The organism is Peribacillus sp. FSL P2-0133, assembly GCF_037975445.1.
GTDB classification, from domain to species: Bacteria; Bacillota; Bacilli; order Bacillales; family DSM-1321; genus Peribacillus; species Peribacillus simplex_E.
Map to the genome: position 1 here is coordinate 5,564,921 of NZ_CP150254.1, position 14,931 is coordinate 5,579,851.

Genomic DNA, 14,931 nt, shown 5'->3' on the forward strand with positions numbered 1-14,931 from the left:
CCTGGCATGGTCTAGTTCGAATACGTTTATATGATTCAAAAAAGCGATTTCACCATATAGAGAGCTGTGATCCAAATGATGATTGCAGAAATTTTATTTAATATTCCAAGGAATTTCCCGGATGTATCAACCTTTTTCAGCAATCGCCCCGCAAGACATAATCCATGGAACCAGCACCATGACACAAAGATGCACGTTATGGCGAATATCATTTTATCTTTCCCAGAATAAACAAGTGAGCTTGAACCGATTACACCTATCGTATCCAAGATTGCATGCGGATTCAGTAATGAGACTGATAGAGTAAACACAATTTGCTTTTTGGTCGACATCTGCATGGATTGGGCACCTGACTGTGAATTCGATTTGGCAAACCAAATCTGAAAACCCATATACAATAAAAATACAACTCCGATTATGATTAATGTAAGGCGCAACCAATCATATTGCATGACAACCAACGAAACACCTAAAATAGCTAACAGAATGAGCACTGTATCACAAATTGCAGCTGTGATCGTTGCTGGCAATGCTCTTTTTATTGTAGGTTGGATTGCTCCTTGATTAAAAATGAATACATTTTGCACTCCCAACGGAAGTATCAGCCCTAATGCCAATAATAATCCATGAAAAAATGGCCCCATACGAATACCCCCTCCCTTCATATTCAGTATAATGAAAATAACAAAGGAATTAACCATCCAATTGGTTGGTTTTCAATCCAACCAATTTAATGAATATAGAACATGAAAGGAGTGGTTTTCGCATGTTTATCGAATGGAGGCCAACCCGGACTTCCGACCAATCACTTCACCAACAAATAGTAGATTGGGTCAAACAACAAATTACACGAGGGGAATGGCCGGTTGGTACTAAGCTTCCATCACAACGCTCATTGGCCGACTCATTTGGTGTAAACCGAAGTACCCTCATCACAGCCATAGATGAGCTGATTGCAGATGGATTATTGGAAACTAAGATTGGGTCCGGCACATTCGTTTCAAATAATACATGGAATGTGCTCGTCTCCAGCAAACAGCCCGACTGGAAAAACTATGTCCGGAATGGCCTTCATGAACCTAATTTAAAAACGATTCAGGACATTAATCAGTATGAAACGGACACCGCCATCATCAGATTGGGCACGGGCGAACTATCTCCAGCTCTATTGCCTACAAAACAAATCGAAAAGACGTTGCGATCCACTTCATTTGATGCCCACTCATTAGGTTATTCCGAGCCCAAGGGTGATAAGAGACTTCGCCAATGTATAAGTGTTTATTTAGAAACAAAAGGGATCAACGCAAGTCCCAGCTCCCTCATGGTCGTTTCTGGCGGGCTTCAGGCACTCCAGTTGATTTCAGTTGGTTTACTTCAGAAGGGATCGTTGATTTTACATGAATCCCCTTCCTATTTAAATTCCGTTCACCCTTTTCAATCTGCGGGCATGCACTTATTAGGTTTATCAATACAAGGCCGGGAAAGTATTCCGACACAAATAAAGCGCATCAATGGAAGGAAAAAAGCGTCACTGTTTTATACTGTTCCAACGTTTAACAATCCAACAAATACTACATGGACAAAAGAAGAAAGACTAAACCTCCTATCACTTTGCAAAAAAGAACAGATTCCTATTATTGAAGATGACGTATATAGTGATTTGTGGTTTGAAAAAGAACCACCGCCGCCTTTAAAATCTCTTGATGCAGATGGCCTTGTATTGCACATTGGCAGTATGTCCAAAACTTTAAGCCCCGGATTGCGTATCGGATGGATTGCTGGCCCGATAACTGTGATTGAACGTTTAGCGGACATTAAAATGCAAATGGATTACGGTTCCAGTGCACTTTCCCAACACCTTGTGGCAGAATGGTTAGCAAATGGTCAATATTCAAGGCATTTAGAGTGGCTAAGGCATGAGTTGATAGATCGCAGAGATTTTACATTAACCCTTCTCGATCAATATTTTAAGGAACTGGCTGAATGGCAAATACCTCAAGGCGGATTTTATATATGGTTAAAATTATGTAAACCCATCGTGAATCCAAACCTTTTCAAGCAAGCGATAAAGGAGAACATACTTCTTAATCCGGGATACATATACGAACCAAATAACCATACACATATACGGCTTTCATATTCATACGCCTCGAAGGATCAATTAGCTTATGGCATCCAAACCCTATCAAAGATCATTCGGCGGATGGTTTGACATTTTGAAGGATAGGAAACACTCATCATATCGAGGAGCTGCCGTGGCAGCTCCATCCCTATTGAGTAAAGTAACTTATTCGTACGCTCTCATGCCCTACAATGTCCTGCAGTTCCAGAAGATGATATCACGGATTAGCAGCTTTCATTTTTACGTTCCGCCCTTTTTGCTGGATGATGAAAAAAGAATGGTGATGGCCATGATTGATCATGATATGATCGAGGATTGCAGTAAGCACCTCACCCTTATTCGGCTGATACGTCCCTGAACTTTCCTCAATGATGATTTTTTCTTGGTGGGGATCATAATTAATAGATGTTTTAGCACCTCTTTCAAAAAAAGAAAGGGTTACCTCCTGACATAGAGGAAAATCCTGATAGAGTGAATCTGAGCGGGGATCCTTTTCAAAGGGGGAATGGACGTGCTGAAGTGCATCAAAGAAACTCGGTTTTGTAAGATATGAACTGTCGCTTCCTCTCCTTTCGAATTTCACTGTAATTCCAAGACTACCTACTTTATTGCTGGATTTTTTCTTATAACTCATAGATACCCTCCTTTTAATAGGTTCTTTATACCTAATTCTTTCATCCCGTTCCATATACCTGCCTGATAATGAAAATACTTCCTTACTAATAGATTTCCATATTTGCACGGTGAAAACGAAGCAAACTACTCCATAAACTACTAAAGAATTCATACTTCAAATCCATAATCCGGAAATCTCATTTCGTAAAAACAGCCCTCTTGGATAAGAGGGCTGTTTCTCATTATTTTTTAGCTTTATTGATGTTAAAGGATTTCTTCGATTCATTTCCTGCAAGATCGGTCACCTTAAATTCAATCTTGTTGTTGCCTGTTTTAAGCGGCAGCTCCATATCCTCTATCTTCTTCTTGTAGGCACGCATTTTGTATGGTTCCTTGAATTCATGATAGAATACTTCGCTTCCGTTCAGGTAAAGACGGATTTCATCAAAATTATCCTCTACCGTCACGTCCACTTTTGGATTCTTTCCTTTGGCTCCCACAGTTTCCGGTACACCTTTAACTTTTAACCCTGGCTTTGTTGCATCGACCATAATCGTCCGTTTAAAGGAAACCGTGTTATCCCATTTATCGGTTGCTTTAACCGTGAAGCTTTGGACACCATCTACAAATTTCTTTTCATATGAGAATTGATATTTATTATTCGTCTTGTTATACGTTACAGGTACCGTTTTATTGTCGATTTTAAATTCCGTTATTTCCGACGCTTCTTCAATTTCTCCAGTTATTTTGATTTTAGTTTTATTGTTCACGCTCAAGGCTTTAGGACTCTTGATCTTTACAGCTGGTGCATGATTATCGATCGGAGCCGAATCACTTGCTAATTCGGTTTCAGCCGTTTTTTCATTACCTGCATAGTCTATTGCTACAACCTGAACCTTATCCCCTTTTACATCAGGTAGGGTGAATTGTTTCGCATTCGCCGGGAGCGGTTCTTCCATGATGGATGCTCCATCGACTTGTACATCGTAATAAGCAAGCCCTGAACCATTCAAATTATCCTTACCTTGGATGGTCAATACATTACCTTTTTTCGAAATCTTGACTGTCGGCTTTACCGTATCGATTTTGATAGGCATTTTAAACGTCTGCCATTTCGCACCCTCGTAATCTATCATCGCTTTGATTTCAAAATAATAGACCCCATCCTTAGCGAGTGCATTATTGATTTTACCGTCCCATTTACGGGCTGGATCCAGGGTGTATGCAGTCCCTTGTCCGCCATCATAATAGTCCTTACGTACATTATTCTCTGTGCGAAGTTTCCGGACCGACTTGTTTTCACCATTCAATATATTGTATTCTACCTTTTTCGCATTCCTTAAGAATGATAGGACCGGCACGAAGTCATCCTGTGCACCATCACCATTTGGGGAAATTGCAATATTTTTGCCATTGAATGTTTTTCCCGCAGGGTCATAGCCGAGATAAGTGAAATCTTCACCTGCTGTCGATACTCCTCCTGCCATGCCATAGAAAGACTCTTTGTCATATTTAGTGCCATCCAGGATCGGGGCTTTGTCCCACTCTCCTTTAAACCCTACATACGGTACATTCAGTTCCGGATTCGTATCGGCTGGATCCTTCAATGAAATGAACCCTTCAACAAAGTATCCATTTGGAAAGACCTTGTCAATGTCTACAAGAGTCTGAAGGTCATCGCCAAGTACCTTTGCATCGGATATGTCCACTTTCACTTCGAATGTAACCGATTTTTTTGCAGGAACGGTAATCTTATTTGTATTTTTATTATTGATTTTAATCAAAGCGTTCTTAATTTCCTGTGCTTCCAGCTCATTAGCGGAATAACCCAGTTGTCCCTGGATTGCATAGTCCGTTTGGATGTTTCCTTTCACATCATACTTGACCGCTTTGTTGCTGAAGTTTTCAACCTTTAAAGTGAAGGCGAACTTATTGCCGATCTCCTTCATTGCAACCTTCGCTTCTTTCGTGAATGCCTCGGTCACGACAGCAGGTGTGGACAATGCGGATTGCAGCTGCATGACTCCGGCTCCCTGCCTGCGAGGCGAGTAAGGGTTTTCCCAGTCAAGGGCCTTATTGACGACACCCTGATCCGTTAATGGTTTTGAAGTATTCATCATAAGATTCTTAGCTAAATTAGCCCGGGCAGATCCATCTAATTTAAATTCTTTATCCACTCTTTCAAGAACCAGTGCCGAGCCTCCGGAAACATGTGGTGCCGCCATCGAAGTACCGCTCATCATTCCATATTCATCGTTGTTCAGCGTCGAATAAATTTGTCCGCCCGGAGCAGTGATTTCTGGTTTGAAATCCAAGTTCGGTGCGACTCCCCATGAACTGAATGAGCTCATTTTCCCTGCTTCTGGATTTACAGCTTTTGTTTTATCGCCATTAAAGGTAACCTTCACCTTTTCGCCATCCGTTAAGGCCGCTTTCAGCTTTGCACCATCCGATTTCAACATGAACAGCTGAGGAATGGTGATGCTTGGATCTGTGGCCATGGAAATATATCCGTCAGCATTATTGTAAATGATGACTCCTGTCGCTCCTGCTGCCTGGGCATTTTGCGCCTTTTCTATAAAAGAAAGCGTGCCGCGCTCGATGAGGACGAACTTGCCTTCAACATCCACTTTGGAAAGCTCCTCCGGCGTCCCAAGACCTGCAGCCACCAAGTCATGTGTTTTATCCTTCAAAGTATTGGGATGTACGCTTGAAGCCGACATGAACGGAGCTTTACCTGCTTGTCCATTTATATCATAAGTCGCTGCATCCAAATCCATATAGTTATTCTCTACCGATGCCACTTGTACAGAATCGTAAGCAAGCCCAGGTGAACCTGAAACGCCAATATCCGGGTTCGAGGCCGATGGGTTTGCAAATCCATTTCCAAAATGCGCCGAGTTTCCTGCTGAAATCGACATGAGGATCCCATTATCAACAGCCCTGGATACCGCCTGCTGCTCCGGATCTTCTGCCGATACAAAACCTGCAGTGGAGCCAAGGCTCATATTCAGCACATCCGCCCCAAGGATAATGGCATCGTCAATCGCCTTAATGTATATATCACCCCATGTTGTCTGCATGTCGGGATCATTCCCGAAGACCTTTAGAGCAAGCAGCTGGGCTTCAGGAGCAACCCCTTTAATGCCGCCGTTCTCTTCATCTCCATTGGCACCAGCCGTACCTGCTACATGCATTCCATGCATGGAAGCCCCTTCACCAAGGTCAAGGATTTCTTCATTTTCATCCATGTAATTGTATCCATAAGGCACCTTCTCCGTATAATAATTGCCTAATAGATGGCTAGATTCCTTCATCCCGCTTATTTCACTTTCAGTCAGTTCAGCCTTAGTCTCGTCGTTCAGGACCATATCACGGTGAGATGGGTCGATTCCAGTATCAATAATCCCGACGACCATCCCTTCCCCTTTATATCCATATTCCCGCCAAGCTTCCTGGGCTTGGACAAGTTCTTTACTATAAAGCATCTCGGGTTTTTCTACAGGACGTTCATATTCATTCGCAATATGTACTTCAGCAACTTCAGGCATGGCTTCCACCTTTTTGATTTCACCATACTGAAGTTCACCACTGAACCCATTGACGACTGTCGTAAAACTTTCAAGTTCCTTGAAAGCTATTTTTTTCTCTTTCACCTTTTTTTTCAATTTCTTTTGATTAGCTAGCTTTTCGGACTTTAATTGTTGTTTCTTATTTTTTGATAACTGTTTAAAAAGTTTTCCTTCTTTCGAAGCTATTTCTATTGCCGGGGCTTCCTTCATCTCTACGATGACCCTGACCTTCTCATTGCTTTTGTATTTCTTCCCCAAATCATTTTTCTTCAGCTTTATAATACTTTCCTGATTCTTCTTACCTGCATCGCCTGAGCCTGTCGGGGGATCTGGGAGCTTGGCTGCGGAAACGCTTGCAGTAAATACTAATAGAAAGATTGCTAGAATGGACAAGCTGCGTTTAATCACTGAACTTTCCTCCTCTAAAATAATCAATTTTTGGAATATTCTTACTGAGTATAAAAGTATCACAACTTTTGGGGTGATTTTAAGGGGTAATAGTCACTATTTTCCTATTTCGAACTAGGATTATGTTATTATTTTTCATATTTTAATAGATTTACAAGATAAACGACAAAAAGATGGTGATGTTAAACTAACATCACCCTTTTACTTCTAGTTTTTCATTCTTGGATCCAATGCATCGCGCAGCCCATCCCCCATTAGGTTAAAGCCGAGTACCGTAAGCATGATCGCAAGGCCAGGGAAAAGAACCGTCCATGGTGCCTGAATGATGAACGCCCTGGAATCAGCAAGCATTTTTCCCCACTCTGGTGCTGGCGGCTGTGCACCGAGGCCGAGAAAGCCCAGTGCTGCACACTCAATTATGGCAGTTGCAATCGCCAAGGTACCTTGAACGATGATCGGTGCAAGACTATTAGGAAGGACGTGGTGAAGGAGAATGCGGCCATCCCCCATTCCAATTGCCTTCGCAGCCGTTACATATTCCTCTTCTTTCACCGTTAAGACCCGTGAACGTAAAAGCCGGCCGAATATCGGGACATTGACGATGGCGATGGCAATAAGTGCGTTGCGAAGGGAAGGTCCCAAAACGGCTACGACAGCAATGGCAAGCAAGATGCTTGGAAAGGCCAAAATGATATCAAAGACCCTCGATATGATCGTATCTATCCACTTGCCGTAGTAACCGGCAATGATTCCTAAAAAAGACCCAACCACGACAGATCCGGCAACAGATAAGAAGCCGACCCCTATCGATATGCGCGAGCCATAAATGACCCTGCTCAAAATGTCACGTCCAAATTCATCCGTTCCGAACCAATGCTCCGCAGACGGGGCCAAATGTTTATCACTTAGCTTTTGCCCCTCAAATGAATATGGTGCAATAACGGGCGCGAAGATGGCGATTAAGATAAAAAATGCAACAATCCCCAGACCCACAAGGGCTACCTTATTTTTCCTAAAACTTTTCCATCCTTCCTTCCAGGGAGAGATGACTTTTTCCTCTGCCTCTTTTGGAGGAAGGATTGGCGAAGTATTCGTTGCTATTTCAGGCATGAGTTTCCCTCCCTATTTATACTTAATCCTAGGATCGATCGCTGCATACAACAAGTCCACAACTAGATTAATCATGACAAACAAAAAGGCGATGACGAGAATTCCGGACTGTATCACCGGATAATCCCGAGATAGTATTGCATCATAAATATATGTACCGATACCTGGCCACCCAAAAATGTTTTCCGTTAATATGGCGCCGCCTAAAAGTAATCCTGTCTGCAGGCCGATAACCGTCACCACTGGAATCAGGGCATTCTTAAGGGAGTGCTTGTAAACAACCCAAAACATTCTCATTCCTTTAGCACGAGCCGTACGAATAAAATCCGATCTCATAACTTCCAGCATGGACGAACGTGTCATCCTTGCAATAATGGCCATCGGAATGGTCGCAAGCGCAATCCCCGGCAAAATGAGATGTTTGATCACCTCGAAAAACTGATCAACCCTGCCAGCCATGAGTGTATCCATCAAATACAGGCCGGTTATGGCTTCAACGGGATCCCTGATATTATCCCGCCCTGTCGTCGGAAGTAAATCCCATTGAATTGAAACGATGTATTGCTCCATTAATCCCAGCCAGAAAATAGGCATGGACAAACCAATCAACGCAATCACCATGGCGACATAATCAAACCATGAGTTTTGAAACCAAGCTGATATTATCCCTGCATTCACGCCTATGACCACGGCGATGATCATGGCGATCAAGGCCAGTTCTATCGTGGCCATTAGATATGGCCCAATTTCTTCAGAAACCGGACTATTCGTTTTTAACGAAACACCCAGGTCTCCCTTTAACAGACCTGATAAATAATCCCAAAACTGAATGAACCAAGGTTTATCCAGACCTAGTTCCTTTGTCATTGCAGCGACTGCCTCTTCCGTTGCTTGCTGCCCTAAAATCACCTGTGCTGGATTTCCAGGAATCGCCCGAATCATCATGAATACAATAAATGCCATTCCGAGTAACACTGGAATGAGAGATCCTAAACGTCGTACGGTATAGGAAAACAAAACAATCACCCGCCTTTTAAATAAGGGTCCTTCGAAGCGCCCTTGATCATTTTGAAATACATTCCATAACAAAACCGGGAAGCATGCAAGACTCCATACTACCCGGTTCGTACGGTTAATTTTCTAGTGAAACATTAACAAGGGATTGTGAACCAGTTGGATGTGGAACAAACCCTTTGACCGTCTTAGATCCGGCTAACTGCGGTAAAGAGTGTACAAGCGGAACCCATGGAGCATCATCATGGATGATTTCCTGTGCTTTTCCATACAGCTCATTTCGCTTGGCTTCATCTGCCGTGGACTGAGCTTCGATCAGCAGTTTATGGACCTCATCGTTTGCGTAACGGGCATAGTTGTTGGAGCCGATATTATCTTTATCCAATAATGTATAAAGGAAGTTATCCGCATCTCCATTATCGCCTGTCCAGCCCATCATGAAGGATTGGGCTTCACCAGCCTGCACTTTCTCTAAATATGCAGCCCATTCGTACGAAACGATATTCGCTTCGATGCCGACTTGTTTTAGACTTGCTTGAATGGCCTCAGCCACTTTTTGACCATCTGGCATATATGGGCGCGGTACCGGCATTGCCCATAGGTCCATTTTAAATCCGTCTTCAAGCCCAGCTTTTTTCAGCAGTTCTTTCGCCTTTTCTACATCGTAATCATAGTCTTCGACTTTATCATTGTAGCCAGAAACGGATGGCGGCATAGGATTCTTGGCAGGCTCTGCTGTGCCTTCATAAAAATTATCAATGATTTCCTTTTTATTGATCAAATGCGAAATGGCTTGACGCACTTCTTTCTTGTCGAATGGCGCTTTCTCAACATTAAAAGCAAAGTACCCGACGTTCATGGATGCACGTTCGAATATTTGCAGGTTTTCATCTCCTGTAACCTTACTGATATCACTTGGGTTCAACCCGTCCATCAGGTCGATTTCACCCTTGATTGCAGCATTTAAACGCGCAGAGTTATCTTTAATGACCTTAAACGTGATTCCATCAAGTTTCGGCAGTCCTTCTTGCCAGTAATCATCGTTTTTCACAACTTCAATCGTATCGCCAGGTTTCCATGATTTGAATTTGAAAGGACCTGTACCAGATGGATTTTTAGTGAAGTCATCACCCTCTTTTTCAATTCCAGCCGGACTGGCTATTGCAAATGTAGGCATGGCAAGGTTTTTCAGGAACGGCGCCTGCGGACGGTTCAAAGTGAATTCCACCGTGCTGGCATCGATCGCTTTTACTTCTTTGATAACATGGCCTTCATCACCTTCAAATCCTCCGAACATGGAGGCATAGTAAGCAAATTTACCCTCATCCTTACTCTTTGCCCAACGTTGAAAGTTTTTTACGACTGCATCTGCATTGAAATCCGTACCATCATGGAACTTGATTCCGGTTTTCAATTTGAATGTGTATGTTTTTGCGTCATCGGACACTTCCCATGATTCCGCAAGACCCGGATTGATTTCCGTATCATCTTCCCCATATTTCACAAGCGTTTCAAAAATCTGCTGTGTGACGATGAATGATTCCCCATCGGTTACGATAGCCGGGTCAAGACCGACAGCGTCTCCGCCTTTACCGTATATCAATACGCCGCCCTTCGCTTCACTCGATCCCCCTTTACCATCATCTTTTTCTTTTGATGTAGACGAGGAGCATCCCGCAAGCGCTAGCGAAAGAGCCAGGATACCAGTCAGCAATAATGCCAATGTTTTCTTCATATTCTTCCCCCTTATTATTTGCGAATTTATGTATACGTCGTGTCAATTGTATAAATGACAAGCAACGTAGTGACCAGGTTTATGTTCATTCAGGATTGGCTTTTCCGTACTGCATCCTGCAATCGCCTTCGGACATCTCGTATGGAATGGGCAGCCTCCGGGCGGGTTTGATGGGCTTGGAACATCTCCCTGCAGGATTACCCTATCCCCTTTGTATCCCACATCCGGGATGGGCACGGCTGATAGTAAAGCCTGCGTATATGGATGAAGCGGATCTTCATAAAGTCCTTCACTTTCCGTCAATTCAACTATATGTCCAAGATACATGACACCGACACGGTCGGAGATATGCCTCACCACTCCAAGATCATGGGCAATGAACAAGTAGGTCAAATCAAAATCTTCCTGCAAATCCTGCAACAAATTCAGGACCTGTGCCTGGATCGACACATCCAGTGCAGATACCGGCTCATCGGCAATGATCAGTTTGGGTTTGACTGCAAGTGCCCTCGCGATGCCAATACGCTGCCGTTGGCCCCCACTGAATTGATGCGGATACCTCTTAGCATGGTAACTGCTTAAGCCAACAACCTTAAGAAGTTCCTGCACACGGGCCTTTCGCGCCCTTTTATCTTTAACCCCATGAACGATGAGCGGTTCTTCCAATATTTTTTCAATAGTATGCCTGGGATTGAGGGAAGCGAATGGGTCCTGGAAGACCATCTGCATTTCACGGCGCATCTTTCTCATTTCACTGGAAGATAAAGCTGTCAGGTCCTTTCCTTCGAAATAAACATTACCCTCACTCGGCTCAAGCAATCGAAGCAATAACCTTCCCGTCGTAGACTTTCCGCAACCGCTTTCACCGACAAGTCCTAAGGTTTCCCCTTTATAAATGGAAAAAGACAAACCATCAACTGCCTTGACCTCTCCGATGGTCTTTCCGAGAACCCCTCCTTTGATTGGAAAATGCTTCTTTAGGTTTTCTACCTTAACCAATGTTTGATTCATGCAAGGCAGCTCCTTTCCCATCTTCATACAGCCAGCAGCGAACATGCTGACCCTCATCGAATTTCAATAGAGACGGGGTCTCATTTATACATTGCTCTATAGCATGGGAGCACCGGGGGGCAAACTGGCACCCGAGGTTGCTTGTCCCAGGTTTTGGCACATTACCCGGTATCGAGTAAAGGCGATCTTTCTTTATTCGCATATCAGGAATCGACTGAAGTAAACCGACCGTATAAGGATGCTTAGGGTTTTGGAAAATCGTTTGCACATTTCCTTCCTCTATCACCTTGCCGGCATACATGACAATGACACGTTCACACATTTGCGCCACTACCCCAAGATCATGGGTAATCATCATGATTGCCGTGTCTGTTTCTTTATTTAAATTCTTCATTAACTCTAGGATTTGTGCCTGGATCGTCACATCCAAAGCCGTTGTCGGTTCATCGGCTATAAGGAGTTTCGGCTCGCAAATCATGGCCATTGCTATCATGACCCTTTGTCTCATTCCACCTGAAAGCTGATGCGGATATTCTTTGAGCAATTCCTCGGCACGGCCAAGCCCTACCAGCTTCAACATTTCAACCGCTCTATGTCGGGCCTGTTTTTTGTTCCATTTTTTATGTATCCGAAGCGTCTCGACCAACTGCTCGCCAATAGTGAACACAGGATTCAAGCTTGTCATCGGTTCCTGGAATATCATCGCTATATCATTCCCGCGAATTTTTCTCATTTTCGCTTCAGAAGCATTTGCGATGTTCTCTCCTTTAAAAAGGATTTCCCCCTCCACCTTACCAGCCGGCGAAGGAACCAGACCCATGATGGACAGAGAAGTTACGCTTTTTCCGCATCCCGATTCTCCTACAATCCCTAGAACCTCACCAGGATTGACATGGAAATCGATTGAATTCACGACAGGAATCACCCCATCGTCAGTACGAAAACTGGTTCGCAGCCCATTCACCTTAATAATTGGTTCGTCCATCAAATCACTTCCTATATATAACTTTTTTTCCAATTATATTATTGGGTTTATTATTGCATCAAAATTAAAATATTACAATATATTTTCTAAAAATTCTAATTTAACAGAATTATTTTTTTATTTTTCTCTTTTACACACATTTTGGCACAAAAAAATGACTGCTTATTTGCAGTCATTACAAGGGGGAAATCAGATAACTCGATTTTATTGAGGGTAAATCGAGGTTTCCAGCGGGGAAGAAGCTATATTAGCTTTTGGGGAATGAATGGATGAAAGATAATCTATATACTACTGTCGAGTTTGACTAAATTGTGCTGAAAAACTGTGCATGTATTTTTCATTATGGTCATATAAATACTTTTATTGTTTCCAATGCAGTAAGCATCAAATTGATCGGTCCTACGTTTTCACATGGGTCTTCACCACATGGCGGGATAAACCCACTCTTACATTTTCTTGAAAACAAACTTGCTTCCGTCCTGTGGCACGCCATCATACCAACCTCCACGTAACACTATAAACCAATATGTTCAAAATCTTTGGGCTTAATATCATTTTGTTTGGACCCAATGAATTGAACCCTCTCGGCAACCACTTCAGTTACATATACATATTTGCCCTCCTGATTTTCGTATCTCCTTGTTTGTATTCTGCCAGTTATGCCGATCGTTGCACCTTTTTTACAATATTGAGCAGTATTTTCAGCCGACTTTTTCCATATGATACACTGTACGAAGTCCGCCTCATAGTTACCGACAGTATTACGGAAGTTCCGGTTGACTGCTAACGTGATATTGGAAACAGCCTTGCCATCGGGTGTGTATCTTAATTCGGGATCCTTCGTAAGCCTGCCGACGAGGGTAACTTGGTTAATCATCTTTTCACTCCTTCCTCTTTAATATGCTTTAATCATACTCTTTCTTCCATCGATTAAAAAATCGAGGAAATGGTCTTATTACACCATTTTTCTTCATAAAAAACCGTTTGGATTGATGCAAAATCATTTTTTATTGATTAAAATCAGGTGAAAAGCGAATAGTTAACAAAATTAAATATTTTGCAAATTTTTATTCTATCCTTCATAATTTAGACAAATGTTGGGTTTTCATTTCATTAAGGGACTTTTTTTTAGTATGATATAATTACCTTTAAAAGGATTAAATCGATATGTACCATTTCAAAATTACGTTTAAGAGAGGTAATACCGCTCTTTCTTGCAAGAAACGGAGGAATTAGATGAAATCATTTAAATTGATCTCGTTGCAAATTGTTACTGAAAATTTAAACTTGATTGATATCGCATTAACAGATGGACTGATAATAAATAAAGAAAATGACGCCAGAACATGGTTACTGGAAGCCTTTGTAGAAGAAAATCATTTCAATAAGCTTCAACCCTCACTTCCCAATATAGACGGAGAGGTGTATATCCAGGCAGTCATTACCAAAAAGGACAATGAACCGGCTTTGTTCCACACGGTTTTACGAACAATAAGAAAAGTGGGCAACCATTATAGCCTTTTATTCGTTGGCCACATCAAAAAAACACGGAGCAAATATGCTGAACTCCTTCTTGAAGATTTGGTCCAAAAAGGTCTATCCGGCGATGAATTAATAAAAGAGTTCAAGCAAAAAATCCGCTCAAAGCCTAAATTGGCAACTAATAAATAAATACCCTTCCCATAATTCCCATCCCTAATCGAATGCACATAAAAAAGACTGACTTAGACGAATAAGGATACAAATCCTCTTCTTACCTAAGCCAGTCTTTGTCATTCTGCTAATTACTTATTGTCGTCGTCTTTTTTATCTTTAATCAAGTCATCCGCATCATTATCGACGTTATCATCGACGTTATCATCGACGTTATCATCGACGTTATTATCGCCGTTATCAAGCACTCCATCATCATCGTTATCATTCATATCGTTATCATCGTTGTTATCATTTACATCATTGTTATTATCATCTATGATGTTGTTATCATCTTCTGGTGCGGGATTGTTGTCATTATCATTCGTTCCACATCCAGCAAGGAACATAATAGATAATAAAGATCCCCCAATTAGTGCAAAAATTTTCTTCATCATTTTTGGCAACCTCCCTTCTTTCTTTATCATTAGTTATTTTGCCCGAATGTGAAAATAACTTGCGCCCTATTTTAAATTTAAAAAGAAATTTCGCTTTGCTTAATCATTAAAAAATGCCGGACATATAAAATGTCCGGCATTCAAAGGGAGAATAGAAAGATCTAAAAACAGCTCTTGCTTTAAAAAAGCAATGCAGTGCTTTTTATATACACCGCTTCACGATTCCTTAAACCATTTTTCGATAAATATAGTTAAAACATTCCATTTCC

The 14,931-nt window shown here is 42.1% G+C and carries 12 protein-coding genes; 2 read left to right on the forward strand and 10 right to left on the reverse strand.

The window, feature by feature from the left end:
* Positions 1-35: 35 nt before the first annotated feature.
* Positions 36-644, reverse strand: coding sequence for a LysE family transporter (locus tag MKY17_RS26915; RefSeq protein ID WP_098371623.1), 609 nt, complete (start codon positions 642-644; stop codon positions 36-38).
* 122 nt (positions 645-766) lie between these two features.
* On the opposite strand from MKY17_RS26915, the gene MKY17_RS26920 reads away from it, so the two are divergent.
* Positions 767-2,212 (forward strand): PLP-dependent aminotransferase family protein, encoded by a 1,446-nt coding sequence (locus MKY17_RS26920; RefSeq protein ID WP_098371624.1) that lies wholly within the window; start codon positions 767-769, stop codon positions 2,210-2,212.
* A 127-nt stretch (positions 2,213-2,339) separates the two neighbouring features.
* On the opposite strand, the gene MKY17_RS26925 is transcribed toward MKY17_RS26920, so the two are convergent.
* The 8 genes from MKY17_RS26925 to ssb all read right to left on the reverse strand — a co-directional run bounded on the left by MKY17_RS26925 (position 2,340) and on the right by ssb (position 13,449).
* A complete protein-coding gene (locus MKY17_RS26925; protein WP_098371625.1) occupies positions 2,340-2,756 on the reverse strand; it encodes a hypothetical protein in 417 nt (138 codons plus the stop codon).
* 223 nt (positions 2,757-2,979) lie between these two features.
* Positions 2,980-6,717: a S8 family serine peptidase gene (locus MKY17_RS26930; protein WP_098371626.1), complete on the reverse strand. Its 3,738-nt coding sequence runs from the start codon at positions 6,715-6,717 to the stop codon at positions 2,980-2,982.
* Between the two features lie 207 nt (positions 6,718-6,924).
* Positions 6,925-7,827, reverse strand: coding sequence for an ABC transporter permease (locus tag MKY17_RS26935; protein ID WP_076368323.1), 903 nt, complete (start codon positions 7,825-7,827; stop codon positions 6,925-6,927).
* Between the two features lie 12 nt (positions 7,828-7,839).
* Complete coding sequence (locus tag MKY17_RS26940; protein ID WP_098371669.1) at positions 7,840-8,844, reverse strand: ABC transporter permease; 1,005 nt, start codon at positions 8,842-8,844, stop codon at positions 7,840-7,842.
* Between the two features lie 115 nt (positions 8,845-8,959).
* Complete coding sequence (locus tag MKY17_RS26945) at positions 8,960-10,576, reverse strand: ABC transporter substrate-binding protein (RefSeq protein WP_098371627.1); 1,617 nt, start codon at positions 10,574-10,576, stop codon at positions 8,960-8,962.
* Between the two features lie 42 nt (positions 10,577-10,618).
* Complete coding sequence (locus MKY17_RS26950; RefSeq protein ID WP_098371628.1) at positions 10,619-11,587, reverse strand: dipeptide ABC transporter ATP-binding protein; 969 nt, start codon at positions 11,585-11,587, stop codon at positions 10,619-10,621.
* On the reverse strand, positions 11,568-12,572 hold the full coding sequence (locus MKY17_RS26955) for an ABC transporter ATP-binding protein (protein ID WP_179891069.1): 1,005 nt from the start codon (positions 12,570-12,572) through the stop codon (positions 11,568-11,570). The genes MKY17_RS26950 and MKY17_RS26955 overlap by 20 nt, the downstream gene beginning before the upstream one ends.
* Before the next feature lie 514 nt (positions 12,573-13,086).
* Positions 13,087-13,449, reverse strand: a complete 363-nt coding sequence (gene ssb / locus MKY17_RS26960) for a single-stranded DNA-binding protein (protein WP_098371630.1) — start codon at positions 13,447-13,449, stop codon at positions 13,087-13,089.
* Between the two features lie 359 nt (positions 13,450-13,808).
* Between ssb and MKY17_RS26965 the strand changes: the two genes are divergently transcribed.
* Positions 13,809-14,243 (forward strand): YwpF family protein, encoded by a 435-nt coding sequence (locus MKY17_RS26965; protein ID WP_098371631.1) that lies wholly within the window; start codon positions 13,809-13,811, stop codon positions 14,241-14,243.
* A gap of 113 nt (positions 14,244-14,356) precedes the next feature.
* Here the strand turns inward: MKY17_RS26965 and MKY17_RS26970 are convergent, their stop codons facing one another.
* Positions 14,357-14,662, reverse strand: a complete 306-nt coding sequence (locus tag MKY17_RS26970) for a hypothetical protein (protein WP_339201131.1) — start codon at positions 14,660-14,662, stop codon at positions 14,357-14,359.
* Between the last annotated feature and the right edge of the window lie 269 nt (positions 14,663-14,931).